We start from the raw sequence: 25,821 nt of genomic DNA on the forward strand, positions 1-25,821 counted from the left end.
TTGCTGTACGCCCTAGCTTTTAGCATACTGCGCCCTGTGCAGTGTTTCCTCGTAGTATTCCGGTAGTGCCTCTATCCAGCATCTGTGGCAGATCCTTCCGAAATATCTCGATAGTCGTCTGCATCAACACAGGTTCAATTTCACCCAAGAGGTAATCGTAATGGCTACAGGTACAGTTAAGTGGTTTAGTGACGAAAAGGGTTTTGGCTTCATCGCCCCTTCCGACGGCAGCAAAGACGTTTTCGTCCATCATAGCGCCGTCCAAGGCTCTGGCTTCAAGTCACTCGCCGAAGGGCAAACCGTCACCTATGAGGTCGAGCAGGGCCCGAAAGGTCCAAGCGCAGCCCAAGTCGTTCCCCAGTAAGTGTTATCGGGCCAGCACAGCCTAGCCCAGCACAGCCTTGCCCAGCGCGGCCTATCAAGGCCGCGCACTCTTGCGGGTGAGAGTCCCGCCTGAGTCACCCTGGGCCCCGAGCCCAATATGGCGCTGACCAGCATCCACCCAAAATCACTCCATTTCCCGCAACTGGCCTACCAAGGCTTAGGCACCCTCAGCCAGACGCATGCTGGCTCGCGGGCACGGCAGTAAAAGCCGCAGCTGCCATGGGCGCACGACGCAGAATCAGCTCCTGGGTCGGATAGGCAAACTCGATGCCAACCTCCTCAAAGCGGCGATGGATGCCGAGGTTGATGCCCTGCTGGATGTCCATGTAAATGGCGTAATCCGGCGTTAGCACGTAGTAGACAATCTCAAAGTTGAGGGAGAAATCGCCGAAGGCGAAGAAGTGCGCGCGATCAAAGCGCGTCTGCGGCTGCTCCTCAATGGACTGGCGAATCATGTCCGGGATGCGCTCGAGCAGCTCCCTTGGGGTCTGATACACCACTCCAATGTTGAACGAGATCCGGCGCTCTCTGAAGTATTTGAAGTTATGGATACGGCTGTTGAGCAGATCGCTGTTTGAGAGCACGACCTGCTCCCCGGAAAGACTGCGGATGCGGGTGGTCTTGATGCCAATTAGCTCAATGGTGCCGACGGTCTCGCCAGCCTTGACGAAATCGCCGACGCGAAACGGCTTGTCGAGGATAATCGCCATGGAGCTGAACACATCGCCCAGAATGTTCTGCACCGCGAAGGCGACCGCCAAGCTGCCCACACCGAGCGCGCCGACCAGGCCGGCAACCGGGTACCTGAAGTAAACGAGCAGCGAGACCACCACGCTGATCCAGATACCGACCCGAATGAAAAACATCAGCAGACCGTAGCCGGTCACCGTTGATGGATCACGCATCTCCTGGCGCGTGCGCTTGCGGCTGAAGTAATCAAACATGGCCGCGTTGGCCCATGCGCCGAGTTGCATGTAGAAGGCGATGACCAACAGGGTCCAGAGCCAGTCTTTGACCGTTGGGCTGGCCAACCCGGAAAAGACCATGGCCACATAAAAGGCCGCGATCAGCACGAATAGCTGACTGGTATTGCCGGCAATAGCCGTCAGCGCCAAACGCAGATCCCGTTGCTCGGCCTCTGCCAAGGTGGTATCAAGCTTTCGCAGCGCCCGGCGCGCGAGCACCCGCACGGTCGGCAGGACGAGCAGTACGAGGGTGAAGATCACCAGAGCAAGGGCCAGTTCCCGCACCCGGATGCTTTGGTCGTTGATCACGATCAGCTCGGCATCCCACCAGCCCGCCATCGCCTCCTTGGCCTGGAGCCATTGCAGGCTGACGTTCGTGTTCTCGACCAACCCCTCGAGTTGGTGGCGTATACCCTGCAGCAGCGCGATCAGCTCGTCCTTGGTCTCGAGCAGTTCGCGGCCATGCTGCTCGGCGGCATCCAGCGCGGCGGCACGCGCTGTCATGGCCTCGCGCACCTGCGTATCCAGCGTCGGGTCGCGCAAAGCGCGTGACTGGGTGAGCTGAATCGCACGCAGGGCATTGAGGCGGCGCTCGATGTCGTCCTTCTCGGCGCGCGCCTCGTTGAGCGCCTTGATGGCATCGCGCAGTTGCTCGGCACCATTGATGGAATCGGGCGACTGCATCATCTCGAAGCGTGCCTGCCATAACTGGCGCATCTGTCCAAGATCGGTGATTGCAGCGGTCAGGGAGTCGACCCCGTTGCGCGCCGCGTCGAGTTGGGCCTGACGCGCCGTCACCCAGGCTTCTAGTGCGGCCTTGTCGGCATCCTCCGTGGCATCAGCCAAGCGGCGCCGCGCCTCGTAGAGCGCGGACTCGGCCCGGTCCCCGTCACGCTCCAGCGCCTCGATCTGCTTGCGCATCTCGGCTTCGGTGTCCGTCAGTTCCGCCAGGCGCTGCTCGAGCATCTCCGGCGAAAGCTCCGCGCGCGCGTCGAGAAACGCCAGGCGCGCCTCCAGCACTTGCTGCTCGGCTTCGGCCAGATCATTGTCTTGGCGCGCCAGCGCCACCGCGCCTTCGCCCGCCGTGAGCTGCTGGCGGGCGAGCAATTCGCGCAGTCGCGCCAGCTCCAGCGTCCGCGCCAGCGCGGCGCGCTCGGCTTGCGGCATGTCGTCATCCTCGGCCGCGGCCATTTGATCGCGCGCGGTGCGTCGCTCGCGCACTGCGCTGGTGACGGCCTTCTCCAGCGTCACCAGACGCCGCGATGCCGTATCCAGGCGGGTCTCGGCAACGTCTTCCATGGCCTGCTTCAGGCCGAGTTCGGCCTGTTGCTGGTCGAGCTGCGAAATGGAGAACGGCGGTTCCAGCGCGACACCCTCCTGCTTGATGGTTTCAAGCTGCGCCTGCCGCTGCGCGACCTCGTTGCCGATGTCCGCCATGCGCTCGGCAAGGGTCGCGCGGCGCTGCACGGCGATGCGCAACTGGCGCAGAAGCTCGATTTGGCCGGCGATCGCCTCGGCCGCAGCATCTGGCGTCGACGATTGGACCTCCGAGTCCGGGCCGGAGTCAGAGTCGGATTCAGATCCGGACTCCTGCGCATCTAGCCCCCCGGCCGCCTCTTCGGCGCCTACGCCGGTCTCAGCCGCCGCAGCCGCTTCGGCCTGCGCCTGTTCAAGCGCGTTTTCCAGCTTGGACAGTCGGGTATTGATCAAATCGATGCCGGCCTGGAAATCTTCTGCCGAGCGCATCGGCTGCGGCAGCCCGGGCAGCCCAATCGCGGCGGGATCGAAAGCCAAGGTCGAGTTATCGCGCACGTCCTCGGCATCCTTATCCGCGGCCTCGGCCTTCGTCTCGGCGCTGGTATCTGCGCCGGTCTCGCCAGCTGTTTCAGCGCTCGTCTCGGCGTTTGCCTCGGTGCTTTCGGCGAGCACGGACAGCGGCAGCAGGAGAAGCGACAAGGCAACGAAAAGGATTCTGAAATTCATGAGCAGTCCACAAAGGTCGAATGGGAGTCTTGGCGATAGGACGACGGGGCGCGATTCAGGCGCCCGCGAATCGCTAGCCGCGGTCAGCGGGCTGCTGACCGGGATGATGACGTTGCCGGCAGGCACGCGAGTATTCGCAGTCATTGTAACCGGCTTTCTTGTCCGAGCTCTCGCACACAAGACCAGCGCTGCTCGATCCTCAAGCACCGATTATTCGGCCCAATGCCTGACTCAAGGTTCCCGGTCAGGGCGCTTCATCGCTTGTCACCCATTCGGGGGGCCAGTACATTGCCATTCAGGAATCAACCAATAGATGATCAACCGGGCCGCAAGACGGGTCCAGCCTGCCGGGCCGCAGTATGACCACCAACTTCTCCCACACCGCCGCCTACATCTGGTCCCTCGCCGACCTGCTGCGGGGCGATTTCAAACAATCGCAGTATGGTCGCATCATCCTGCCCTTTACCATCCTGCGGCGTCTCGAATGCGTGCTTGAGGCGCGCAAACATGCCGTGCTTGAGCAGATCGAAAAGCTCAAGACCATGCCGACGCTCGAAGAGGCGGCGCGCGAGAAGTTCCTGCTGCGAGCCGCCGCCGAGTCCTTCTACAACGTCTCGCCGATGGACCTGTCCAAGCTCGGCAGCTCCGACATCAAGAGCAACCTGCTGACCTATGTCGACAGCTTCTCCAAGGACGCGCGCGAGATCTTCGAGCACTTCAAGTTCGGTGAGTTCGTCGCTCAGCTCGACGAGGCTAATTTGTTGTTCAAAGTGGTGCAGAAGGTCGCCAGCACCGACCTCAGCCCCAAGACCATCAGCAACCACGATATGGGTCTGGTATTCGAGGAACTCATCCGGCGCTTCGCGGAAAGCTCCAATGAGACCGCTGGCGAGCACTTCACCCCGCGCGACATCGTGCGCCTGACCACCGCGCTGGTGTTTATGGAAGACGACGACGCCCTGACCGAACCGGGCATCATCCGCACCATCTACGACCCCACCGCGGGCACCGGCGGCTTTCTGTCCAGTGGCATGGAATACGTCCACGAGCTAAACCCCAATGCCGTGATGCGCGCCTTCGGCCAAGAGCTGAACCCCGAGAGCTACGCCATCTGCAAGGGCGACATGCTCATCAAGGGCCAGGACGTGAGCCGTATCAAGCTCGGCAATACGCTCAGCGACGACCAGCTCCAGGCCGATAAGTTTGACTACATGTTGTCCAATCCGCCCTTCGGCGTGGACTGGAAAAAGGTCGAAGGCGAGATCAAAAACGAGCACAAGCTCAAGGGTTTCGACGGGCGCTTCGGCCCCGGCCTGCCGCGTGTCAGCGACGGCTCGCTGCTGTTTCTGATGCACCTGCTCAGCAAGATGCGCGACTACGATCCCAATGACGCCAAGGGGGACGGCGGTGGCAAGAGCGGCGGGCGCATCGGCATCATCCTCAACGGCTCGCCCCTGTTCACCGGCGGCGCCGGCAGCGGCGAGAGCGAAATCCGCCGCCAGATACTCGAGCACGACCTGCTCGAAGCCATCGTCGCCCTGCCGACGGATATGTTCTACAACACCGGCATCGCCACCTACATCTGGGTACTGTCCAACAAAAAGGCACCCGCACGCCGTGGCAAGGTGCAGCTCATCAACGGCGTGCATCTGTACCAGAAGATGCGCAAAAGCCTTGGCTCCAAACGGCAACAGCTCGGTGAGGACGATATCGCCCTGATCACCCGCACCTTCGGCAATTTCGAGGCTATTGAACCTTACAGCCTGGACCCTGAGCCGCCAGCGCATGGCGGCCCCCAAGACAGCACAGCCAAGCGCGGTCGCCCGTCGGCAACAGCCAAAAAAGCCGAGAAGAAGACCTTTGGCAGCAAGATATTCGAGAGCCACGCATTCGGCTACCGGCGCATCAGCGTCGAGCGCCCGCTGCGGCTCTCGGTGCAGTTCACCGACACGCGCCTCGCCGAGTTGCGCTTTGCCAGCGGCGCGCTCAATGCCGCAATGCAGAGCGTTTACGCGCAATTCGGTCAAGGCTGGAGCGATGCGCCCAGCGGCGGCACGACAGGCCAAGGCTACGGCCAGCTCGCCGAGGTCGAAGCCGAGGTGCGCGCCCTGATCAAGGCCGACTTCAAGGATCTCAAAGAAGCCCAGATCAAAGACCTGCTGGCCCCGAAGACCTGGCTGACGCAGCAGGCACTGCTCAACAAGGCCAAGCAGATCCAGACCGTGATCGGAACCGAGCCTTGCCACGACTTCAACGCCTTCGAGCGGACGCTCAAGCAGGCGCTCAAACAGACCGACATCAAGCTGGACACCAAGGAGCGCAAGCAACTGCTCGACGCCGTCACCTGGACCAACCCCGACGCCAAGCCTGTCATCAAAAAGGTGCTCAAGCCAACGGAGGCCACCGCAGTCGCCGGGCCGATCTACGGCGCCTTTCCCTACCAGGGCCAGATCGTCCAGTTCCAGCCCGACAGCAACCTACGCGACGCCGAAGACGTGCCGCTCACCGCTGAGACCGCCCGTGGCGGGAATGTGAACGCCGTGAACGAGGCCTATTTCAACAAAGAGGTCGCCCCGCACGTCAAGGATGCCTGGATCGACGCCAGCAAATGCGATGAACGCGACGGGCAGATCGGCATCGTCGGCTATGAGATCCCCTTCAACCGGCACTTCTACCAATACCAGCCACCGCGCGATCTGGCCGAGATTGATGCCGATTTGGATGTGTTGAGTGCCGAGATTATGGAGATGTTGCGGGAGGTGCATTCGTGATGGATTCGGATATTTGCGCGGACATCAAGGCCATCTTGAGCCAGGCCAGAGGCAAGACCGCCCAAGCGGTCAACTCGGCCATGGTCGAAGCATACTGGCGTATCGGGCAACGGATCGTCGAGGAAGAACAAGGTGGATCGGAAAAAGCCACCTATGGAGAGGGTCTTCTGAAGGCACTCTCCAAGGAACTTGGCGCCAGCTTGGGGAAGGGGTTCTCTTACCCGAATCTCCGCAACTTCCGTCAATTCTTCCTCACCTACCCGGAGGGCTCAAATTGCTACGCACTGCGTAGCAATTTGAGCTGGACTCACCACCGCCTCATCATGCGCGAGGTGCGTTTGTGAGCCTAAACTCACAGTACTCTAGCTATCGTGACTCTGGCATTAGCTGGCTTGTCCAAGTTCCTACTCATTGGAAGGTAACCAAAGTAAAGCACGAGGCGCCTTTCCAAGTTGGCTGGACACCTCCAACCAAAAATGATGCAAATTTCGAGGGAAATAACCTTTGGGCGAATATATCCGACCTCAAATCAAAGGTAATTCTCGACACGGCGAAACGAATTTCAGATGCCGCTGCTTCCACGGCATCTATGGAAATAACACCGAAGGGATCGCTACTCTATAGCTTCAAGCTCTCAGTTGGAACCGTCGCTTTTGCTGGCACAGACATGTACACCAACGAAGCCATAGCTTCGTTTCTGGACGACACTGGCCTCCCGCTTGACTACCTGTACTACGCCTTTCCGATTTTTGTCATTCAGAATGCTGCTACCAATATTTACGGAGCGCGCATTTTAAATCAGGAATTGATCAAGAATGCAGACCTACTCGCCCCGCCGTTCGAGGAGGCTTTGCAAATCGCCAAGTTCCTCGACTACGAAACGGCGAAGATCGATGCGCTGATCGAGAAGCAGCAGCAACTCATCGCCTTGCTCAAAGAGAAACGTCAGGCCGTCATCAGCCATGCAGTCACCAAAGGCTTGAACCCCGACGCCCCTATGCGCGATTCCGGCGTCGAATGGCTAGGCGAGGTTCCGGCACATTGGAAAGTGGTGCGGCTCAAACACTTAACGCACGGCGCCACATCAGGCCCCTATGGTTCGTCCCTCACCAAGGCGATGTACTCGCAGAGCGGTATCCGAGTCTATGGCCAGCAACAGGCAATCGCTGGTGACTTTGCTGTTGGTGACTACTACATTACCGAGCGAAAGTTCGCTGAGATGACCCGTTATGAAGTCTTTCCGGATGATGTGCTGATAACCGTGATGGGCACCATTGGGAGAGTGGCGGTAGTCCCCATGAATGTCGAGAGGGGCATCATCAACCCACGGTTGGTAAGGTACAAGGCCGACATGACAAGAATCCTCCCCGCCTTTCTCTGTCAGTCGCTTTTGGGCGATCTGAGCCAGGCTAGGATGAAGCTTACGGCCCAGGGATCGACAATGGAAGGGTTGAATATGCAGATCCTCGGTAATCTCCCCGTTCCATATCCTCCTCTGAATGAGCAGGCTGAAATACTCGCCGAAGTAGATCGAACTGGTCGAAAGCTCGACAAACTAATCGAGAGTTCCAGTCAAGCCACCGAACTCCTTCGCGAACGACGCACCACCCTCATCTCCGCCGCCGTCACCGGCAAAATCGACGTGCGTGGCTGGAAGGCCCCTGATGCCGCAGCCCAAGCAGAGGCCGCATGAGCGCCGATACCAAAGAAGCCGCCTGTTTTTGGCTTTTTGGCTCCCACGCTCCAGCGTGGGAGCAAGTCACGACGCTCCAGCGTCTCGTGGGCGATGGGTACGTATAAGACGCGCCGCTGGAGCGGCAGCACTGCATTCCTACGCTAGAGCGTGGGAACGAGAGAGAGACCAGGACTCAGCAATCCCGCGCAGCGCCACCAGCTCGCCGCTGACGCCAAAAACTGAGCAAAGGCGCTCAAAGTGGCGGTACATACGCCTAGGCAGCGTTGGATACACATATGTCGACATGCAGCCCAGCCGTTGATGCCATGTTGACCAAAACATCAAAACTGAACAGGTTGATCTTTCCGCGCATCAGGTCGGATACCTGCGGTTGCGTAACACCAAAGAGCGATGAAGCCTCTGCCAGACTCATGCCGGATCGTTCGATGGTGCTCTTGAGCGCCATCATCAGTGCTGAGCGCAACTTCATATTTTCAGCCTCCATGTGTGTGCCCTCAATAGCGTCCCACACACTGGCGAATCGTTCGTTGCTCACGTTTGTAAACCTCTTATCAGATCGAGATAGCGGTCCCTGGCCAAATCCAGATCCGCTTTCGCGGTTTTCTGCGTTTTTTTCTGAAAGCAGTGCAACACGTAGATGGCATCTGATAACTTGGCCACATAGATGACTCGAAACGCACCATCCGCGTCCCGAATGCGGATTTCCCTGCCCCCCGCACCTACCTCCTTGATCGGCTTCCAGTCGTCGGGTTTCCTGCCCATGCTGTAAGCCGATCAAGCTGATAACCCGCTTCGCGCCGCGCTGCAGCGGGAAGATTGCGCAAGTCATCAAGGGCAGTGCCTCGGAATTCGACGGGTTTGGGATCAGCAATTGGGCAAGTATTTTTTCAATCGCCTGAGATAGTGCAGACACTGTCTGCCAAATTGATCTGGTCACATTCCGCAGTCGAATGTTGCGCTATTGTTGTAGGCTATCTGCCTGATCACTGAGCACCTGCGCCACATCAGAGTCGAGCACAATTGCCGTGGTGGTGCCGTTGAATTCGCCGGCATACTTGCCTTGGATACCACCTTCCATCGCGGCGAAGTCGTACTCGTCCTCCATGTCGTCTTCCGGCTCAGTATCTGGCTTCGAATTCATAAAATGCGCGCTCCTTTCGAGTCGCCTTTCGGGCGCTGATTAGCCGAACACGATATACTCGAATTTCATCGTCTACGACTTACTCGATAACAACAGCCTGTATCATCTACGATAGTTTGCTTGGATGCGACCTTGATGTCGATAATTCCCGGCGCTGCCGTGTTCTTGTAATAAACTAATCGCACACTGGTTGTCGGTTTTGGGTCGGGTGACGGCCACGGGGATCTCGGCGGCAGGACGCCGCCGGGAAGCCTACAGGGATGTATTCACGGCGTCCCCCGTGGCCGTCACCCGGCCCAGAACGAGCCGAAATGTCAAAGGGCAAAGTGAGAAACAGAAACACCATGAACGCCGACGCCAAGGAATCCGCCTTTCAGCAAGATATCATCGACCAGATGGTCGACGGCGGTTGGCAGCTCGGCGATCCGGCTCACTACGACCGCGCGCTGGCGCTCTATACCCCGGACTGTCTGGCCTACGTCAAGACCACGCAGCCGAAGACCTGGACGAAATACCAGACGCTCTACCCGAGCGACCCCGAACAGGCGTTCGTCAACACGCTAGCCGCTCAGCTCGGCAAGGCGGACCCGACCGCCTCCGACAAGAACCTGCGCAGCTTTGGCACCCTGGGCGTGTTGCGCCATGAGCTGCGCGATAAGTCGGCCTCCTTCAAGCTCTGCCAGTTCAAGCCCGACCATGACCTGAACCCCGACACCCTGGCCATGTACCAGGGCAATCTCCTGCGTCTGGTGCCGGAGCTAGTCTATAGCCCCAATGCGACGAGCGAGCACTTTGAGGCCACGGGCAAGAAGGCCAAGCGGTGGCGTATCGATCTGGTGCTTTTCTTAAACGGCATCCCGATTGTGACCCTGGAGCTGAAGAGCGCCTTCAAGCAGGCGGTCGAGAGCGCCATCAAGCAGTACAAGACAACACGTCTACCCAAGGACCCCGAGACCAACAAGCCCGAGCCGCTGCTCAGCTTCAAGCGCGGCGCCTTGGTGCATTTTGCGGTCAGCCAGTACGAGGTCTGGATGACCACCCGGCTGGCGGGCGCGGCGACACGCTTTTTGCCCTTCAATCAGGGCACCAAAGACGGCGGCGCGGGCAATGATGCGCCCGAGGACATTGACTGCTACGCCACCGCCTATCTGTGGACTGATGTGCTGGCGCCCGCCAATATCCTGCGGATCATCGGGCGCTTTATCCATCTGGAAATCACGACTGAAGAGGGCTGGGACGGGCGCAAGATCAAACGGGAAACCCTTATCTTCCCCCGCTATCACCAGTGGGATCTGGTCACCCGGCTGGTCGCGGCCAGCCGCGCGGAAGGCCCCGGTCACAAGTATCTGGCCCAGCACAGCGCGGGCTCCGGCAAGTCCAATTCCATCGCCTGGACCGCGCACCAGCTCGCGTCGCTCTATGACGATGCTGGCCAGAAGCTGTTTCATTCGGTCATTGTGGTGACTGATCGCACGGTGCTCGATGACCAGCTTCAGGACACCATCTATCAGTTCGAGCATGCCGACGGCGTGGTGGGGCGCATCAACCGCGAGGAAGGGCAAGGCACCAAGTCCGAGAAGCTCGCCCAGGCGCTGGAGCACAGCCAGCCCATTGTCATCGTGACCATCCAGACCTTTCCGTTCGTGCTCAAGGCCATTGAGGACAGCGTCAGCCTGAAAGCGCGCCGCTACGCGATCATCGCCGACGAGGCGCACTCGTCGCAGTCGGGCCGAACGGCGGGTGAGCTCAAGGCGGTATTGACCAGCGCGGCACCGAACGAGGAGGCCGAGATCAGCGCCGAGGATCTGCTGACGGCCAGTGTCGAGTCGCGCCGGGCCTCGCCCAATCTCAGTTACTACGCCTTCACCGCCACGCCCAAGAGCAAGACGCTGGAGCTGTTCGGCCGCCGGCCTTACCCCGAGGAACCGCCGTCGAAACTCAACAAGCCACAAGCCTTCCACGTCTATAGCATGCGTCAGGCCATTGAGGAGGGCTATATCCTCGATGTGCTGAAGAACTACACCAGCTACAAGGTCGCCTACAATCTGGCGCAAAAGCTGGCCAGCGCGGATGCCGAGGTCGACAGCAAGCAGGCCAAGGTGAAGCTCAATCAGTGGGTGCGCCTGCACGATTACAACATCGCCCAGAAGGTGCTGGTTATCGTTGAGCACTTTCGGGACAGGGTGATGGGTCTCCTGAACGGTCAGGCCAAGGCCATGGTCGTGACCGGTTCGCGCAAGGAGGCGGTGCGCTACAAGCTGGAGTTCGACAAGTACATCCAGAAGAAGGGCTATCACCCATTGCGAGCGATGGTGGCCTTTTCCGGTGATCTGAGCTTCAGCGCCACCGATCCGCACGTCGATGGGCTGCTCGGCGAGACCTTCACCGAGAGCGGCATGAACCCTGGCCTCAAGGGGCGGGATCTGCGCGATGCGTTCGACACCGACGACTATCAGGTCCTGATCGTCGCCAATAAGTTTCAGACCGGCTTCGATCAGCCCAAGCTCTGCGCCATGTACGTGGACAAGAAGCTCGGCGGCGTTGACTGCGTGCAAACCCTGTCGCGTCTGAATCGCGTCTATCCGGGCAAGCAGGAGACCTATGTCCTCGACTTTTTCAACGAGCCGGACGAGGTGCTAGCGGCCTTTCAGGAGTATTACCAGACCGCGCAACTGCTGGATGTGTCGGACCCGAACCTGATCTGGGATCTGTACGAGAAGCTGCGCGCGGCGGGGATTTTCTTGTGGACGGAGGTCACGCGGTTCAGCGAGGTCTTCTTCATGAAGAGCAAGAGCAACGCGGCTATCAGCAGCCTGTGCAAACCGGCCGTCGAGCGCTGGCAAGGACGCTTCACCGAGGCCCGCGCCGACTTTGCAAAGCACAAGAAGCTGTTCGAGCACGCCAAGTCGCTCAACGACGCGATTTTCATCGCCAATGCCGAAACGGACATGAAGGCCGCCAAGCGCGAACTGGACGCGCTCGGCCTCTTCAAGGCGGATTTGATGGCGCTCACGCGCTACTACGAGTTCATGTCGCAGATCGTCGACTACGACAGCCAGGATCTGGAAAAGCTGAGCCTCTACGCCCGCCATCTGGCACCGCTACTGCGTGAGGACGCCCCGACCGATGACCCCATCGATCTAAGCTCAGTCGAGCTGAGTCACTATCGCTTATCGAAGATCAAGCAGCAGGATCTGCTGATGGTCAAAGATGGCGACGAGGCCGGCCTCTACCCCGCCGCCGCACTCGGCACGGGCCAGGCTAGGAGCAAGGAAGAAGAGTGGTTGTCGCAGATCATCACCCGGCTCAATGAGTTGTTCGTCACCGATGGCCTGACAGACCGGGACCTGATCAACTACGCCTACACCATTCGCGACAAGCTCAGCGAAAATCAGCGGGTGATGCACCAGATCGCCAACAACTCCGCAGAACAGGCGCTGCTCGGTGACTTTCCCGGTGCGCTGGATGATGCCGTGATTGACAGCGGCGAAGCGCACCAGAACCAGATGACCCAGTACCTCAACAGCAAGGAGCTACAAGCAGGCTTTCAGCGAGTGGTGTTCGACATGCTACTGGCGGCCCAGGCATCGACAGCGTCAACAGCATCGAGGGCTCGGGATGCCAGGCTGTGATCTGAATCAGGCGGTTGTTGGGGTAAGCCATGGTCTTGCCAAAATGCGCGATCTGCTCGGTCGATGCGGTGACGGGGTCTTTCATCACCAGCCAGAGAGCACCCTCGAAGCAGGATGGAGTGGCCAGAGACCCGTCTATCGCCGCATCAATGCACTCGCAAAGGCGTGAGGCATTAGCCCGTTGTGACGTTATTTGTGATAAGGCTCTCAGCGGTGGTTGCAGACGCTTGGCCGCAGTACCAGCAGTTGCGCCCGGCACGCTTGGCCTGATACATGGCGTGATCGGCCTGGCGCAGCAGTCGATCCAGGGTCAGATCCGGGTCAGACTCGGCCGCGAGCGTGATGCCGATGCTGGCTCCGATGCGCGCATCTCCCCAGGGAGTGGCGATGGGCTCGATCAGACTGGCCAGCAGTTTACTGGCAACCACGCCGGCATCCTGGCATTCGTGCAGGCCGCGCAACACCAAAACGAATTCATCGCCGCCGATACGGGCCACCAAATCACCCTCGGCACGCACCAGGGTGCGCAGGCGCTCGGCGACCTTTTTCAGCACCAGATCGCCCGCTTCGTGCCCAAGTTGGTCGTTGACTGGCTTAAAGTGATCCAGATCGACCAGCAATAGCGCGCTGGGGGTACCCCGATCCAGCAGCCGATTGACGCCCTGAAACAAGCCCGCGCGGTTGAGCAGCCCGGTGAGGAGGTCGGTCTCGGAGCGCTGCTGCGCCTCCTGTTTCTCGCGCCGCAGCAGATCGATACGCTGTGCCAGCGCGAGCGAAAACAGCATGAATTCGGCGGATATACCCATTTGAAAGGCATGCTCGGCCCACAGGGAGTCCGGCACCAGCCCGAGCGCACGCGCCAGCGTCACCAGGGCGCCGAGCAGCGGAATGGACTGGGCAAGCAGAAACAGGCGTGCGGGACGATACCCCCTCCAGAGGATGCGTATCGACACCAATAAAATGAGCAAGGTCATGCTGATGCCGAGCCAAAAGGCTAGCTGATTGGCTAACTGGTAAGCGTCCAAGGCCACCAGGGCGAGCATGACCAGCGCGCCCACCAGAATGGCGCGAAGCGCCAGATCGAACCTGGGGGCGTGGCGCGGTGTGTCCAGAAAGCGACGCGTCCAGAGGGTCAAGGCGATGAAATGCACCGCCGGCACCAAAGCATGCTGATTATTGGCCAGCCACAGGTTCTCCGGCCACAAATACTGGTAGGCATGGCCGTTGAGTTCCAAAATCACCAGAAGCGCGGTGACGCTGGCAGCCAGATAGTACCCATAGAGGGCATCGCGCAGTGCGCCCCACAGAAAGGCGTTATAAATCAGCATCCCGAGGATGAGGCCGTAGCTGATTCCAAGCCAGAGTTGTTCATTCGCCAGGCGCACTTTCAGTGCGTCGGTACTCCACAGCCGGATGGGGACGGCTAGGCTGTCGAGGGTCTGCACGCGCAGATAGAGCGTCTGGGTTTCGGCCCCAATGGGCTGATCAGTAAGCTGATCAGTAAGCTGACCAGGGATATGACCAGGGATCTGATCGGTAAGCGAGTCGGTAATCTGGCCCGCGATCTGGAATGGAAACAAGAACAGCCGATGAGCCAGCGGGCGCTCGGCGAATAGGCGATGCTCGCCCGTGCGGATTTCACTGTAGTCGCCAGCAGCCGTGGGCGCGAAGAAACGGACATCATCCAGCGATGGCAAGGCCACTTCCAGCCACCAGTGGCTGACCGCGCTATCCGAGGGTGGCTGCGCGACCCGCACCTCCAGCCGCAGCCAGATGGCATCGTCGGTAAAACCGAAGCTTGCCTGCTGCGGCAGCGGGTTAAAAGCGCGCTCACGCACCTCGGCAAAACTGAGCTGCCCTGTCGGATCGCGCAAAACCGACAGATACCCGTCGGCATATTGCCCATTGGGGCGATCTTCAAGCAAGAGCGCATTCGCCACAGCCTGTTGAGGCCAGATCAGCACCAAGGTCATCATTGTTCCGACCATGATTGCGATCAGCAGCACGCGCACAGGCAACAAAGACTGCAAAACGCCGCAGGTCACCTCAGGTGCCTGAATGCGCGGGGCGACCGGAACCAGGAGCCAGACGCCAGGCCGGCTGAAAAAATCCATCATCCCGTCTTGGAGTGCTCGCGCAAAAAATGTCAGTAAAGCCGCACCTGGGAGTCTTACAGCTTCCAGTTGGTACCACCGAAGCGCACTGGTTTGGTTCCTCTGAACAATTTCGCCGCTTCCGTCGCCCAGAGACAATAGCGATACCGCGCCTCTGTGGTCGACTCGACCACGAGCGGGCTGCGTTCCGCCGCTGATTGCACCCAGCCGGTCTCGGTCAGGCGCCGAAACGCGGCGCGGTCATCATCAGTGAGTCTTGCCATACCAGCCTCGCATGCGTGCCAGCTCTGATGTGAGATCGAAAATATCGAGGTAATCCGCAATCAGCGCCCAATCGAGCGCCATGCCGGTCTGCGCTGAGACCTCGATCATGAGGCGAATATCCGCCCAATCCGCCGCTGCCCGCTGCTCGTCGTTGACGGCTGCCTGAATCTTCAAGCCGATAATATCCTCGCTTTGGACGACCGGGAGCGTCAATCCCTCGGCGATCTCAATACGCTCAGCGCGCATTAGCATGCTGAGGCTCGGCCCGCGAAAGGCGTGCAGCAGGTCAATGCGTCCCAAGGCTGACGCATCGGCAATGTAATGCGACACGTTCTCGCTGTAAAACACTCGGCGGTAAGCTGCACCGGTCAGAACCTGATCAGCACGACCAAGATCCTCACGCATCAGGATAAAATCAAGGTCGACCGTCGCGCGCTGAACACCTCGCAGCGCCATCGCAAACCCACCGATCAATGCATAGCGCACCCTTGCCTCGTCCAACGCACGGCCGACTTGTCGAGTCACCCCAAGAAAGTCCATAACGTCATCCGTAGATAGCGCTACCAGCGGAACCCAATGCTGAGGCCAGGGTCCTGGAGTGTCATGCGCCTGACGCTAGGCCGGCTGAAAAAATCCATCATCCCGTCCTGGAGTGCTCGCACGAAAAATGTCAGTAAAGCCGCACCTGGTAGTGCTGCCCTGCCCCGGAGTTGCGCTCGGTCTCGCGATAGATGTCCCCACAGCGCGGCATGGTTCCAGGGCTGGCGTGATCGGCGAAGAAAAGCTTGAGGGTTTCTGTCACCGCCGCGAAGGCGAGTTCAGACCAGGGAATGTCCTCTTCGGCAAAAAGCCTCACCTCGGTGCTCTCGTCGCCGGGGGAGTAGTCTAAATCCAATAAACGCGCGCGAAACAGCAGATAAATCTGCCCGATGTGCGGCAGGTTGAACAGGCTGTAGAGCGCGCCGATCTCGACCCGAGCGTTGGCTTCTTCCAAGGTTTCCCGAGCCGCGCCATCGCGCGCGGACTCACCATTTTCCATGAAACCAGCCGGCAGCGTCCAAAAGCCCAGACGCGGCTCGATGGCGCGCTTGCAGAGCAAAATTTTGTCGTCCCAGGCCGGGATACAGCCGACGACCACTTTGGGATTTTGGTAATGAATCGTGCCGCAGCGCTCGCAGACATGGCGCGGAAGATGGTCACCGTCAGGCACCTTGACGGTCACGGGCGCGCCGCAGTGATTACAAAAATTCATCGCGGCTTATCCTCTTCGCAGGGTCGGGGCTGTTATTCTACAGCGCATACATTCTCACTTTCTCGCTAGGAGCATCCATGGCAATGGGTCCATACGAGGTTGCCGCTGGTCACTGGGATCGCGCTGGCGCACGATTCATCGACGGCGGTGTGAATTTTTGCTGTTTCTCACACACGGCATCCCGGGTGGAGCTGCTACTGTTCGAGCAGGATCACAGCCGTGAGCCTTTTCAAGTTATCACGCTCGATCCGCGGCAGCACCGCACTTTCTTCTTCTGGCATCTGCTGGTCAAGGATCTGCCCGAGGGCGTCTTCTACGGCTGGCGCATAGACGGTTCCTGCGACACAGCGCGCACCGGTTGTCGGCATGATGCGGGCAAGCTGCTGCTCGACCCCTGGGCCGCCACTGTCAGCGACCGGCTGTGGGATCGCGCGCGTGCCTGTCAGCCAGGCGACAATGTCGCCAGCGCCATGCGCGCGCAGATCTGGCAAGACCACTACGACTGGGAGGGCGACGAGCATCCGCACACGTCATTGGTCGACGCGATCATCTACGAACTCCATGTCGGCGGCTTTACCCGTCACCCCTCGGCGCAGGCGCAGCACCCCGGCAGCTTCCGCGCCCTGATCGACAAAATCCCCTATTTGCAGGAACTCGGCATCACCCATGTCGAGCTATTGCCGGTGATGGCCTTCGACCTACAGGATGCGCCAGAAAAGACGCTCGAACTCGGGCTAGAAAACTACTGGGGCTACAGCACCCACAGCTTTTTCGCGCCCCATCCCGGTTATGCGGTGGAGCCGGCCCGGGCGCGTGATGAGTTCCGCGACATGGTCAAGGCGCTGCACCGCGCCGGTATTGGGGTAATCCTGGATGTGGTGTTCAACCACACCGCCGAAGGCGGCGCGACCGGGCCGACGATCAATTTCAAAGGGATGGACAACGAGGTCTTCTACCATCTGGACTTCAACGACCGCTCCCAGTATCGCGACTACACCGGCTGCGGCAATACCGTCAATTGCAATCACCCGCTGGTCACCCGCTATCTGATCGACAGCCTCTATTACTGGGCGCATGACATGCACGTCGATGGTTTTCGCTTCGACCTTGCCAGCGCCATGGCGCGCGGCGAGGATGGCGAGCCACAGCATCACGCGCCGATACTCTGGTCCATTGAACTTTCACCCGAGCTAGCGCGTGCCCATATCATCGCCGAGGCATGGGATGCGGCCGGGCTTTATCAGGTCGGTGGCTTTCCTGGTTACCGCTGGGCGGAATGGAATGGCAATTATCGCGATGTGATTCGCTCCTTCGTGCGCGGCGACCCGGGCATTGATGAAGTCGCCACCCGTATTGCCGGATCGAGCGATCTGTACCAGGCACGCGGGCGGCGACCAGGTAATTCGATCAACTTTATCACCTGCCACGACGGCTTTACGCTGTACGATCTGGTCAGTTACAACGAAAAGCACAATGAGGCGAACGGCGAAGACAATCGCGACGGTCATAATGACAATCGCAGCTGGAATTGCGGTGTTGAAGGACCGACCGATGACCCCACCATTCTCGCGCTGCGCCGCCGCCAGGCGATGAACGCGACCGCCATTCTGATGCTCAGCCAGGGTGTGCCCATGATTCTGGCAGGTGATGAAATTCTGCGCACCCAGCGCGGCAACAACAATTCTTACTGCCAGAACAATGAGCTAAGCTGGTTCAACTGGGGCCAGGTGGAGCCCAACCGGCACATGCTGGAGTTCACTCGCGGCCTGATCGCGCTGCGCCGGCGCCACCGGAACCTGCGCCGACGGCATTTCCTGACCGGCGACGTGGAGCACAAGGATGGCGTGCCTGATATCAGCTGGCACGGTGCGCGCCTGAATCGTGCCGCCTGGGGCGCGGCGGATGCCCGGCTGCTCGCCTTCACCCTGGCCGCACACGAGGACCACGGAGAACACCTACATGTGATCATGAACATGAGCGAGAAGTCCCTACTCTGCGAACTGCCGCAGCTCCCCGGCCGCCAATGGTTCCGCGCCGTCGATACCGCCGATGAGCGCCCGGTGCTAGCGCCGCCGGAGCAGCCGATCATTCGCGTTGCACGCCTGATGGTGGTCGCGCGCAGTGTGATGGTGTTTGAATCGCGACCAGCCTAGCCTGCAAATATTCCCGGACGAATGCGGAGCACCCTGATTGACGAAAGTTGTACATTGATTCAACATTTCGACACCGCCGCATCCGGTGTCGGACAGCCAGCAATCGGGAGATCCCATTGCAAGAGATGGCCCTTTCCAATCAGGTCGCTGTGGGTCAGTCGCGCCATGCGGATGCGACCACCGCCGCCCGCGCCGCCGCCAGGCAAGCCCGCGCACAGCTTTCATGGGATCAGAAACCGGCCTGGGTTTTGGCCTTCGCGGGCGGGCTCCAGGATCCCTCAGACCTACTTGCCGGATTCCAGGCCGAGCTGGGTCCGCTTCCCGTGATCGGTGGCTCTGCGGTCGGCATTATCTCACCCGAGGGTGCCAGCACCAGCGGGTACGAATGCGGCATTCTGTTGTTCGCAGAGGCGCTTGCGCCAAGGTCCATCGTCACAGTCGATACAATGGAAACTGACGAGGGCGAAGCCGGTCGCCGCCTTGGCGAAACGCTGCGCGCACTCGATCTGACACCGGAGCGGGTCGTGCTCTTGTTCTACGACTCCATCAAAAGCGGGCCACCGCCAGTCCTGCATATCGGCAGCCGCCTGCTCGACGGTCTGCACCAAGGTCTCGGCGATTGCCACCCGATGATCGTCGGCGCTGGAACCCTCAGCAACCTGTCCCTATCGGACAGTTATCTGTTCGACGGCCAGGGGATTCGCCGGCATGGTGCTGTCGCCGCGGTCTTGCCCGCCAGCCTGATCGGCCACACCACCATCATGCACGGATGCCTGCCCGCCAGCGACTTTCTCGAAATCACACGCATCGATGGCTCCAGAGTTCTAGAGCTTGACCACCGCCCGGCACTGCAAGTGGTCGAAGAGCGACTCAGAGTAACACGAGATGAGCTGCTCGCCCGGCACCCACTGCCGTTCCTCACCCTGGGCGAGAAGCTTGGCAATCCTTACGCGCCCTTCAATGACAACCAGTACGTGAATCGCCTGGTGGTCGCCATCGACCCGGTTGAAGAATCCCTGATCCTGTTCGAGTCCGATTTCAACGCAGGCTCCCGGGTGCAGATCATGGGCTATGAACCTGATCGAATGATTGAATCCTGCCAGGATCAGACCCAATCCATCCTTGCCAATCTGAACCGCAACCGACTGGCGTTCGGTCTCTACATCGACTGCGCCGGTCGATCAATGGCCTTCATCGGGCTGGATCAGGATGAATCCACCCCGGTCCGCGAGCAAGTGGCACCTCTGTGCCCCTTCCTCGGATGCTACACCGGGGTGGAGATCGCGCCTTTCCACGGACGCGCCCGCCCGCTCGACTGGACCGGTGTCTTGCTCCTCTGCACCTCGCGCGACTGAGCCTTAGATCATGCAGGCAGAAGCGAACCCAACAGCGAACCTAGAAGCGCTGGAGTACTACCGCAGCCAATGCGATGAGCTGGGTGCGCGCGTCATGCGTCTGCAAGACGATCTGACGCTGGCACGCCAAGACGCGCAACGCAATCGCACCCTGGCTTTCGTGATTCAGCAGATGCATGAATTCGCCCAGCATCTGGGCGATAAAAGCGCCGACGCCGACCGGCTTGGCGAACAACTGCTGATGCTCTTGGTGGAACGGCTGCGCATTGATGTCGCCGCGCTGCTACGTCTTCAAGATGAAACGCACCGCTATCAGATCAAGCTCGGCGTTGGCATAAGGCCCGGTATCTTGTTGCCGGTCATGGACGTCCCACGGGCCACCGGCTCGCGACTGTTAACCGACGACCCGGTGTTGCAGCAGACGGGCCTGGACACCGCTCTCTGGGCTGAATCCCCCCCGTCGCCCTGGATTCTGCTACTCGGCACTCGACGCAAAACCGCCGCGCGACGTCAAGGTCTTGACCAGGCCGACGGTGTGATTGCCGAAGCCGCCATCAAGATCTATGACGGGCTACTTGGCCGACAGGCCGCCCTGCTCGCCCTCCGAGATTCGGAAGCCAACTACCGATCCCTGTTCGAGGGTGCTCAGGACCCCATCCTGGTCATGGATCTGCGGGCAGAGAAGATTCTCGATGCCAACCATCGTGGCATTGATCTCTTCGGCTGCTCCTTCGATCAACTGCCTCGTCAGGCTCCCCTCACCTGGCTGATTCCGGCCGATCCGCAGCACTGGAAACCCGTCTGGAAGCAGGCGCTGAAAGGCCAGGCCCAGCGTATCGAGACCCAGATTCGCACGTCCAGAGGACACAACATCTGGACGGAGATCAATATTAAGCGGATCAATGCCCGCGCACCGGTCCTCCTGGTCGTGGTCCGGGACATCTCTGCGCGCCGGCAGGCCGAAGAAGAGCTATCACGACTCCAGGAACGACTGGATCTGGCGCTCGAAGGTGCCGAAGTCGGCCTCTACGATGTCAACCTGACCACCGGAGAGATCGTTTACGACGACCGCTACGTCCGCATCCTGGGCGGTGACCGGCAGCGCATCCCCAAGACGGTCGATGAGTGGCGACAGGGAATTCACCCCGAGGATATCCCGACCGTGCAGCGCTTTGCTGACGAGGTTCTCGCCGGGAACCGCGACAAGGTCGAGCTCGAATACCGATTTCGCCATCAGTCCGGCCAATGGATCTGGCTGCTTGACCGCGGTAAGGGCTTCGATTTTGATCCCTCGGGCCAACCGCGCCGCGCCGCTGGCACCTGTGTCGACATCACGGAACGCAAGCGAAGCGAAGCCTCTATTCATCGCCTGGCCTATTACGATCCCCTGACCGATCTGCCGAACCGAAGGCTGTTTCTGGATCGCTTGGTCAATGCTCAGGCAACAGCCCAGCGCAGCGGACACATCGGCGCGGTGCTCTTCCTGGACCTCGACCGGTTCAAACAGGTCAACGATGCCCGTGGACATGAATTCGGCGACCATCTGCTGCTGGATGTCACCTCCCGTCTACATGAGCTACTCCGTGCCGAGGACACCATCGCGCGCCTGGGTGGCGACGAATTTGTCATTCTGCTCGCTCAGCTCACCCAAACAACAGAGGAAGCCTCCCGCTTTGCGCATCTAGTCGCGGAGAAAATTCGCCAAGCGCTGGCCGCACCCTACCGACTGATGGACACGGACATCAGCTCAAGTGTCAGTATTGGGATTACCCTCTTTCGCGGCAACGAAGTGACGGTTCACGACATCCTCAGGGAAGCGGACACCGCGCTCTATCGTGCCAAGGAGCATGGTCGTAATTGCGTGCGCTTTTTTGAAGTGTCAATGCAGCAGGCCGCCGAGGTGCGCTTCAGCCTGGAAGGAGAACTGCGTCAAGCCACGAAGGACAACGGGCTGCAACTCTATTATCAGCCCCAATTCGATGCTGAAGAACATCTCATCGGCTACGAGGCACTCCTGCGCTGGCCGCACCCGACCAAGGGCATGATCTCACCGGTGGTATTCATTCCCATCGCCGAGGAAACCGGACTAATCCTGCCAATCGGTCAATGGGTGCTCACCGAAGCCTGCCGCTTTCTGGCCCATATTCGGCGTTGCGGCCACGACCTGCGCATGTCGGTCAACGTCAGTCCGCGTCAATTTCAACAGCCGAATTTCGTCGACCTGGTGCAGCAGGCGCTGACCGATTTTAGCCTCCCACCGCAGCAACTGATTCTGGAAATCACCGAAGGTGTGGTGATTGACGACATACAAGGCACCGTGACCAGGATGCAGGAGCTCAAATCCCTGGGCGTCCAGCTCTCGCTCGACGACTTCGGCACCGGCTATTCCTCGCTGGCTTATCTCAAACGTTTGCCGGTCGATGAGCTAAAAATTGATCGCAGCTTCATTCAAGATGTCTGCACTGATTCAAACGATGCCGCGCTGGTCGAAGCCATCCTCGCCGTGTGTCGGCATCTAGATGTCACCGTGGTTGCCGAAGGTGTCGAAACTCTCGAACAGCTCCAATTTCTGCACGCGCGCGGCTGCGACAGCTATCAAGGATTCTATTTCGGCATGCCCGTCCCGTCCAAAACCGTGGTGGAGAATCTCGCGATACAGGACGCTCCGATATTGCATCAGGAAAACACCTTGGCATAGAGTTCAGCCAGGTCTAGCGCGCATTCGAGACTTGGCAAGGCGACCCGGCCTGATCCGTCGGTGACCTCAGTCATCAACCAATGAGTCGCGTCCTGGCGCTGATAGTGGATGACATGCGTGGAATCCTGAAAAACCAGCAGATAATCCATCAGACTGTCGATCTGGCGATAACGAGCGAACTTGCCACCCATATCGAAATCTTCGGTGCTGGGCGACAGTACCTCGACGATCAGGCTTGGGTTCGTTAGGTTGTCGTGATCCGTAAACATCGGATCGCCACACACCACGCTGACATCGGGGTAGAAATAGGCATCAGCCACTTGCACACGCAAATCGCTGGGGTAGACCCGGCATGGACGTTTTCTCAAGGCCAGATTCAACTCGGCAACCAGATTCCCCACAATCAGGTTGTGCTCGGGGCTAGCTCCTGCCATGGCAAAGATCTCACCCGCGACATATTCGCTTTTGGTCTCAGCCTTTCGCTCATACTCCAGATAATCCGCAGGGGGCATTTTGGGCAATGCAGTCATAAAGCTCCTCCTGGTCGCGCGTTTTTGATCCAAGCTGCATCGAATCGAAACCCAACTCCAGTATACTCTTGTAACAGCCTGACCATCCGCCCCACCCTTGACACAGAACACAATCCAACACCTTTAAGCGAAAACGCTCGGAGATATCAAATGCAACTCGGAATGATCGGCCTCGGCCGCATGGGCGCAAACATGGTGCAGCGACTGATGCGCGCTGGCCATGATTGCGTGGTGTTTGACAACAACCCGCAGCAGGTGCAGGCGCTGGTGGATCAGGGCGCCACGGGTACTACGGACATGGCCGATTTTTGCGTCAAACTGAGCACGCCGCGCGCAATCTGGATCATGGTGCCAGCGGCGGTGGTTGAATCAGTCATCGACCAGCTTGAACCGCATCTCAAGGCCGATGATGTGCTGATTGACGGCGGCAATTCTTACTACCAGGATGACATCCGCCATGCCAAGCGCCTGGCCGAGCGCGGCGTGCATTTTCTCGACTGCGGCACCAGCGGCGGTGTCTGGGGGCTGGAGCGCGGCTATTGCCTGATGATCGGCGGCGATACCGACGCGGTCGAGCGACTCGACCCGATCTTCTCGGCGCTGGCACCGGGATTTGGCGAGATCGAGCGCACCACCGGTCGCACCGGCTCTCCGAGCCGCGCCGAGCAGGGTTATTTGCATTGCGGGCCGAGCGGTGCTGGGCATTTTGTAAAAATGGTCCACAATGGCATCGAATACGGTCTGATGGCCGCCTATGCCGAGGGCTTCAACATCCTCAAGCACGCCGGTGTCGGGCGCGCGGATCATGCGAGCGATGCCGAGACAGCGCCTCTGTCCAACCCGGAGTTCTACCAGTATGACCTCGACTTGTCGCAGGTGGCCGAGGTCTGGCGCCGTGGCAGTGTGGTCGCATCCTGGCTGCTCGATCTGAGCGCCAATGCGCTGGCCGCCGACGCAAACTTAAGCGACTTCGGGGGCCGGGTGTCGGACTCGGGCGAGGGCCGCTGGACCAGCATCGCCGCCATCGAATCCGGCGCCCCGGCTCCGGTGCTGACCGCTGCCTTGTTTGAGCGCTTCAGCTCGCGCGGCGAGGGGGACTTCGCCAACCAGTTGCTCTCGGCCATGCGTTATCAGTTCGGCGGCCATCACGAGAAACCGACATCCTGAGCCAGAAGACACCGTCACCACCGCCCTGCCCGCCGCCTTCAGCCCAGGAGAGTTCCGCCATGTCCCTAACGCACACCGATTTTATGCAGGCACCGCCCGCCACGCCCAATGTGATGATCATCTTCGGCGCTGGCGGGGATCTCACCCGGCGCAAGCTGGTGCCGGCGCTCTATCACCTGTGCGCCGCCGGGCTACTGCCGGAGAGCTTCGCCATGCTCGGACTCGACCGCCTGGACCTGGGCGATGACAGCTTTCGCGAGCGCCTTGCCGAGAACATGGCCGAGAGCGTTGGGGACGGGTTTTCTCAGGATGTCTGGGAGCGGCTGCGCGGGCGAATCCACTACATGCACCTCGACATGCTCGACGGTCAGGACTACGAGCATCTTTGCGAGCGCCTCACGCGGATCGACGCCGAGCGCACCACCGAGGGCAATTATCTCTTCTACTTGGCCGTTCCGCCCAGCCTCTTTGGTGAAATTACCGACCGTTTGGGCGAGGTCGGTTTGCTGCACGAGAGCGACGGCGACTGGCGCCGGGTTATCATCGAAAAGCCCTTCGGCCGCGATCTGGAATCCGCCGTAGCCCTGAACGATGCCCTGCACCGCAACATGGACGAGGAGCAGATTTACCGCATCGATCATTACCTGGGCAAGGAGACGGTGCAGAACATCATGGTATTTCGTTTTGCCAACGGCTTTATCGAGCCCCTGTGGAACCGTCATCATATCGACCACGTCCAGATCACGGTGGCTGAGTCGGTTGGGGTCGAGCACCGCGGCGCCTACTACGAAGAAGCCGGGGCCCTGCGCGACATGATCCCCAACCATCTGCTGGTGCTGCTGGGCTTTCTCGCCATGGAGCCGCCCAATTCCTTCGAGGCCGAGGCGGTGCGCGAGGAAATCAACAAGGTACTCGATGCCATTACCCCGCTATCGCCGGAGGATGTGCTCACCCACGCCGTGCGCGGTCAGTATGGCGCCGGCACCATGCCCACTGGCGAACAGGTCGGGGCCTATCGCGACTCGCCCGAGGTTGATCCCGAATCGCGCACCGAGACCTTTGCCGCGCTGAAACTCAAGATGGACAACTGGCGCTGGGCCGGCGTGCCATTTTACGTGCGCACCGGCAAACGGCTGACAACCCAGTACACCGAAGTGGCGATTCAGTTCAAACGCGCGCCCACCATGATGTTTCAGGACACCGATACCGAGCAGCTCGAACCCGACATGCTGGTCCTGCGCATCCAGCCGAATGAAGGCATTCAGATGAGCTTCGGGGCCAAGATCCCCGGGCCCAAGATGCAGGTCGGCACGGTGAACATGGACTTCTGCTACGAGCACTACTTTGGCAACAAACCGGCTACAGGTTACGAGACACTGATCTACGACTGCATGAACGGCGACGCGACCCTGTTCAAGCACGCCGACACGGTGGAGAAAGGCTGGGAAATCGTGCAGTCGGTGATGGATGTGTGGCACGCATTGCCGCCCCGCGAATTCCCCAACTACCAGGCCGGCACCTGGGGCCCCTGTGCAGCCGGCGAACTGCTGCGCCGCGACGGCCGGCGCTGGCGGCGTATCGAGCACCATGGCGTGACCGACACTGGCTGTAAGTAACAGCGTTTCTGCCACTCATGGTCCCGGCCCCCCCAGAACAATACATCCATGACATTCACGCAAAGGCTCATCCCCCCGGCCACTTGGCAAACCGCCCTCG

General features: G+C 60.0%; 18 protein-coding genes and 2 pseudogenes. 11 read left to right on the forward strand and 9 right to left on the reverse strand.

What is annotated here, in order from left to right; translation table 11 throughout:
- Positions 1-160 precede the first annotated feature (160 nt).
- Positions 161-364 carry a cold-shock protein gene (locus tag Thiofri_RS14470; RefSeq protein WP_009147035.1) on the forward strand — a complete coding sequence of 68 codons (204 nt, stop codon included), beginning with the start codon at positions 161-163 and terminating at the stop codon, positions 362-364.
- Between the two features lie 187 nt (positions 365-551).
- On the opposite strand, the gene Thiofri_RS14475 is transcribed toward Thiofri_RS14470, so the two are convergent.
- On the reverse strand, positions 552-3,332 hold the full coding sequence (locus Thiofri_RS14475) for a mechanosensitive ion channel domain-containing protein (protein WP_009147034.1): 2,781 nt from the start codon (positions 3,330-3,332) through the stop codon (positions 552-554).
- A gap of 359 nt (positions 3,333-3,691) precedes the next feature.
- Here Thiofri_RS14475 and Thiofri_RS14480 point away from each other — a divergent pair, with 359 nt between their 5' ends.
- The 4 genes and pseudogenes from Thiofri_RS14480 to Thiofri_RS14490 all read left to right on the forward strand — a co-directional run bounded on the left by Thiofri_RS14480 (position 3,692) and on the right by Thiofri_RS14490 (position 7,796).
- Positions 3,692-6,103 (forward strand): type I restriction-modification system subunit M, encoded by a 2,412-nt coding sequence (locus Thiofri_RS14480; protein WP_009147033.1) that lies wholly within the window; start codon positions 3,692-3,694, stop codon positions 6,101-6,103.
- A complete protein-coding gene (locus Thiofri_RS14485; RefSeq protein WP_009147032.1) occupies positions 6,103-6,447 on the forward strand; it encodes a DUF1016 N-terminal domain-containing protein in 345 nt (114 codons plus the stop codon). Before Thiofri_RS14480 ends, Thiofri_RS14485 begins: the two co-directional genes overlap by 1 nt.
- A pseudogene (locus Thiofri_RS24810) lies at positions 6,444-6,629 on the forward strand (hypothetical protein); the annotation flags it as partial. The gene Thiofri_RS14485 and the pseudogene Thiofri_RS24810, both read left to right, overlap by 4 nt.
- A 141-nt stretch (positions 6,630-6,770) precedes the next feature.
- Entirely contained in the window at positions 6,771-7,796 is a 1,026-nt protein-coding gene (locus Thiofri_RS14490; protein WP_143741756.1) for a restriction endonuclease subunit S, read from the forward strand.
- A gap of 256 nt (positions 7,797-8,052) precedes the next feature.
- Here Thiofri_RS14490 and Thiofri_RS14495 read toward each other — a convergent pair whose 3' ends face one another.
- From Thiofri_RS14495 to Thiofri_RS14505, 3 genes and pseudogenes are all read right to left on the reverse strand, one after another.
- A complete protein-coding gene (locus tag Thiofri_RS14495; RefSeq protein WP_009147030.1) occupies positions 8,053-8,334 on the reverse strand; it encodes a helix-turn-helix domain-containing protein in 282 nt (93 codons plus the stop codon).
- Positions 8,331-8,671 (reverse strand): annotated as a pseudogene (locus Thiofri_RS14500) (type II toxin-antitoxin system RelE/ParE family toxin). Before Thiofri_RS14500 ends, Thiofri_RS14495 begins: the two are co-directional and overlap by 4 nt.
- Before the next feature lie 86 nt (positions 8,672-8,757).
- Positions 8,758-8,940 carry a hypothetical protein gene (locus Thiofri_RS14505; protein ID WP_040854550.1) on the reverse strand — a complete coding sequence of 61 codons (183 nt, stop codon included), beginning with the start codon at positions 8,938-8,940 and terminating at the stop codon, positions 8,758-8,760.
- A gap of 344 nt (positions 8,941-9,284) precedes the next feature.
- On the opposite strand from Thiofri_RS14505, the gene Thiofri_RS14510 reads away from it, so the two are divergent.
- A complete protein-coding gene (locus Thiofri_RS14510; protein ID WP_051023744.1) occupies positions 9,285-12,572 on the forward strand; it encodes a type I restriction endonuclease subunit R in 3,288 nt (1,095 codons plus the stop codon).
- Positions 12,573-12,745: 173 nt separating this feature from the next.
- Here the strand turns inward: Thiofri_RS14510 and Thiofri_RS14520 are convergent, their stop codons facing one another.
- The 4 genes from Thiofri_RS14520 to Thiofri_RS14535 all read right to left on the reverse strand — a co-directional run bounded on the left by Thiofri_RS14520 (position 12,746) and on the right by Thiofri_RS14535 (position 16,202).
- The gene (locus Thiofri_RS14520; protein ID WP_009147027.1) at positions 12,746-14,689 is read right to left on the reverse strand and encodes a diguanylate cyclase; all 1,944 of its coding nucleotides are present in this window, start codon (positions 14,687-14,689) and stop codon (positions 12,746-12,748) included.
- Between the two features lie 53 nt (positions 14,690-14,742).
- Entirely contained in the window at positions 14,743-14,949 is a 207-nt protein-coding gene (locus tag Thiofri_RS14525; protein WP_009147026.1) for a hypothetical protein, read from the reverse strand.
- Positions 14,933-15,475, reverse strand: coding sequence for a nucleotidyltransferase (locus Thiofri_RS14530; protein WP_143741754.1), 543 nt, complete (start codon positions 15,473-15,475; stop codon positions 14,933-14,935). Before Thiofri_RS14530 ends, Thiofri_RS14525 begins: the two co-directional genes overlap by 17 nt.
- Before the next feature lie 145 nt (positions 15,476-15,620).
- Positions 15,621-16,202: an NUDIX hydrolase gene (locus tag Thiofri_RS14535; protein ID WP_009147024.1), complete on the reverse strand. Its 582-nt coding sequence runs from the start codon at positions 16,200-16,202 to the stop codon at positions 15,621-15,623.
- A 77-nt stretch (positions 16,203-16,279) separates the two neighbouring features.
- On the opposite strand from Thiofri_RS14535, the gene glgX reads away from it, so the two are divergent.
- The 3 genes from glgX (at position 16,280) to Thiofri_RS14550 (ending at position 22,408) form a co-directional block, all read left to right on the forward strand.
- The gene (gene glgX, locus Thiofri_RS14540) at positions 16,280-18,355 is read left to right on the forward strand and encodes a glycogen debranching protein GlgX (protein ID WP_009147023.1); all 2,076 of its coding nucleotides are present in this window, start codon (positions 16,280-16,282) and stop codon (positions 18,353-18,355) included.
- A 125-nt stretch (positions 18,356-18,480) separates the two neighbouring features.
- Entirely contained in the window at positions 18,481-19,710 is a 1,230-nt protein-coding gene (locus Thiofri_RS14545) for an FIST signal transduction protein (RefSeq protein ID WP_009147022.1), read from the forward strand.
- A 10-nt stretch (positions 19,711-19,720) separates the two neighbouring features.
- The gene (locus Thiofri_RS14550) at positions 19,721-22,408 is read left to right on the forward strand and encodes a putative bifunctional diguanylate cyclase/phosphodiesterase (protein WP_009147021.1); all 2,688 of its coding nucleotides are present in this window, start codon (positions 19,721-19,723) and stop codon (positions 22,406-22,408) included.
- On the opposite strand, the gene Thiofri_RS14555 is transcribed toward Thiofri_RS14550, so the two are convergent.
- Positions 22,387-22,938 carry a Uma2 family endonuclease gene (locus Thiofri_RS14555; protein WP_009147020.1) on the reverse strand — a complete coding sequence of 184 codons (552 nt, stop codon included), beginning with the start codon at positions 22,936-22,938 and terminating at the stop codon, positions 22,387-22,389. The genes Thiofri_RS14550 and Thiofri_RS14555 overlap by 22 nt on opposite strands.
- A 150-nt stretch (positions 22,939-23,088) precedes the next feature.
- Between Thiofri_RS14555 and gnd the strand changes: the two genes are divergently transcribed.
- Positions 23,089-24,105, forward strand: coding sequence for a phosphogluconate dehydrogenase (NAD(+)-dependent, decarboxylating) (gnd, locus tag Thiofri_RS14560; protein ID WP_009147019.1), 1,017 nt, complete (start codon positions 23,089-23,091; stop codon positions 24,103-24,105).
- A gap of 59 nt (positions 24,106-24,164) precedes the next feature.
- Positions 24,165-25,721 (forward strand): glucose-6-phosphate dehydrogenase, encoded by a 1,557-nt coding sequence (gene zwf, locus Thiofri_RS14565; RefSeq protein ID WP_009147018.1) that lies wholly within the window; start codon positions 24,165-24,167, stop codon positions 25,719-25,721.
- Positions 25,722-25,821: the final 100 nt, after the last annotated feature.

Source organism: Thiorhodovibrio frisius (assembly GCF_033954835.1).
Lineage (GTDB): Bacteria > Pseudomonadota > Gammaproteobacteria > Chromatiales > Chromatiaceae > Thiorhodovibrio > Thiorhodovibrio frisius.

What these genes read in the sequence shown, in the direction of transcription:
- Thiofri_RS14555 (WP_009147020.1), bottom strand. Translation starts at nt 22,938, where the DNA reads ATGACTGCATTGCCCAAAATGCCCCCTGCGGATTATCTGGAGTATGAG.
- Thiofri_RS14510 (WP_051023744.1), top strand. Translation starts at nt 9,285, where the DNA reads ATGAACGCCGACGCCAAGGAATCCGCCTTTCAGCAAGATATCATCGAC.
- Thiofri_RS14550 (WP_009147021.1), top strand. Translation starts at nt 19,721, where the DNA reads ATGCAGGCAGAAGCGAACCCAACAGCGAACCTAGAAGCGCTGGAGTAC.
- gnd (WP_009147019.1), top strand. Translation starts at nt 23,089, where the DNA reads ATGCAACTCGGAATGATCGGCCTCGGCCGCATGGGCGCAAACATGGTG.
- Thiofri_RS14485 (WP_009147032.1), top strand. Translation starts at nt 6,103, where the DNA reads ATGGATTCGGATATTTGCGCGGACATCAAGGCCATCTTGAGCCAGGCC.
- Thiofri_RS14525 (WP_009147026.1), bottom strand. Translation starts at nt 14,949, where the DNA reads ATGGCAAGACTCACTGATGATGACCGCGCCGCGTTTCGGCGCCTGACC.
- Thiofri_RS14520 (WP_009147027.1), bottom strand. Translation starts at nt 14,689, where the DNA reads ATGATGGATTTTTTCAGCCGGCCTGGCGTCTGGCTCCTGGTTCCGGTC.
- Thiofri_RS14475 (WP_009147034.1), bottom strand. Translation starts at nt 3,332, where the DNA reads ATGAATTTCAGAATCCTTTTCGTTGCCTTGTCGCTTCTCCTGCTGCCG.
- Thiofri_RS14505 (WP_040854550.1), bottom strand. Translation starts at nt 8,940, where the DNA reads ATGAATTCGAAGCCAGATACTGAGCCGGAAGACGACATGGAGGACGAG.
- Thiofri_RS14545 (WP_009147022.1), top strand. Translation starts at nt 18,481, where the DNA reads ATGGCCCTTTCCAATCAGGTCGCTGTGGGTCAGTCGCGCCATGCGGAT.
- Thiofri_RS14470 (WP_009147035.1), top strand. Translation starts at nt 161, where the DNA reads ATGGCTACAGGTACAGTTAAGTGGTTTAGTGACGAAAAGGGTTTTGGC.
- glgX (WP_009147023.1), top strand. Translation starts at nt 16,280, where the DNA reads ATGGCAATGGGTCCATACGAGGTTGCCGCTGGTCACTGGGATCGCGCT.
- Thiofri_RS14490 (WP_143741756.1), top strand. Translation starts at nt 6,771, where the DNA reads ATGTACACCAACGAAGCCATAGCTTCGTTTCTGGACGACACTGGCCTC.
- Thiofri_RS14535 (WP_009147024.1), bottom strand. Translation starts at nt 16,202, where the DNA reads ATGAATTTTTGTAATCACTGCGGCGCGCCCGTGACCGTCAAGGTGCCT.
- zwf (WP_009147018.1), top strand. Translation starts at nt 24,165, where the DNA reads ATGTCCCTAACGCACACCGATTTTATGCAGGCACCGCCCGCCACGCCC.
- Thiofri_RS14480 (WP_009147033.1), top strand. Translation starts at nt 3,692, where the DNA reads ATGACCACCAACTTCTCCCACACCGCCGCCTACATCTGGTCCCTCGCC.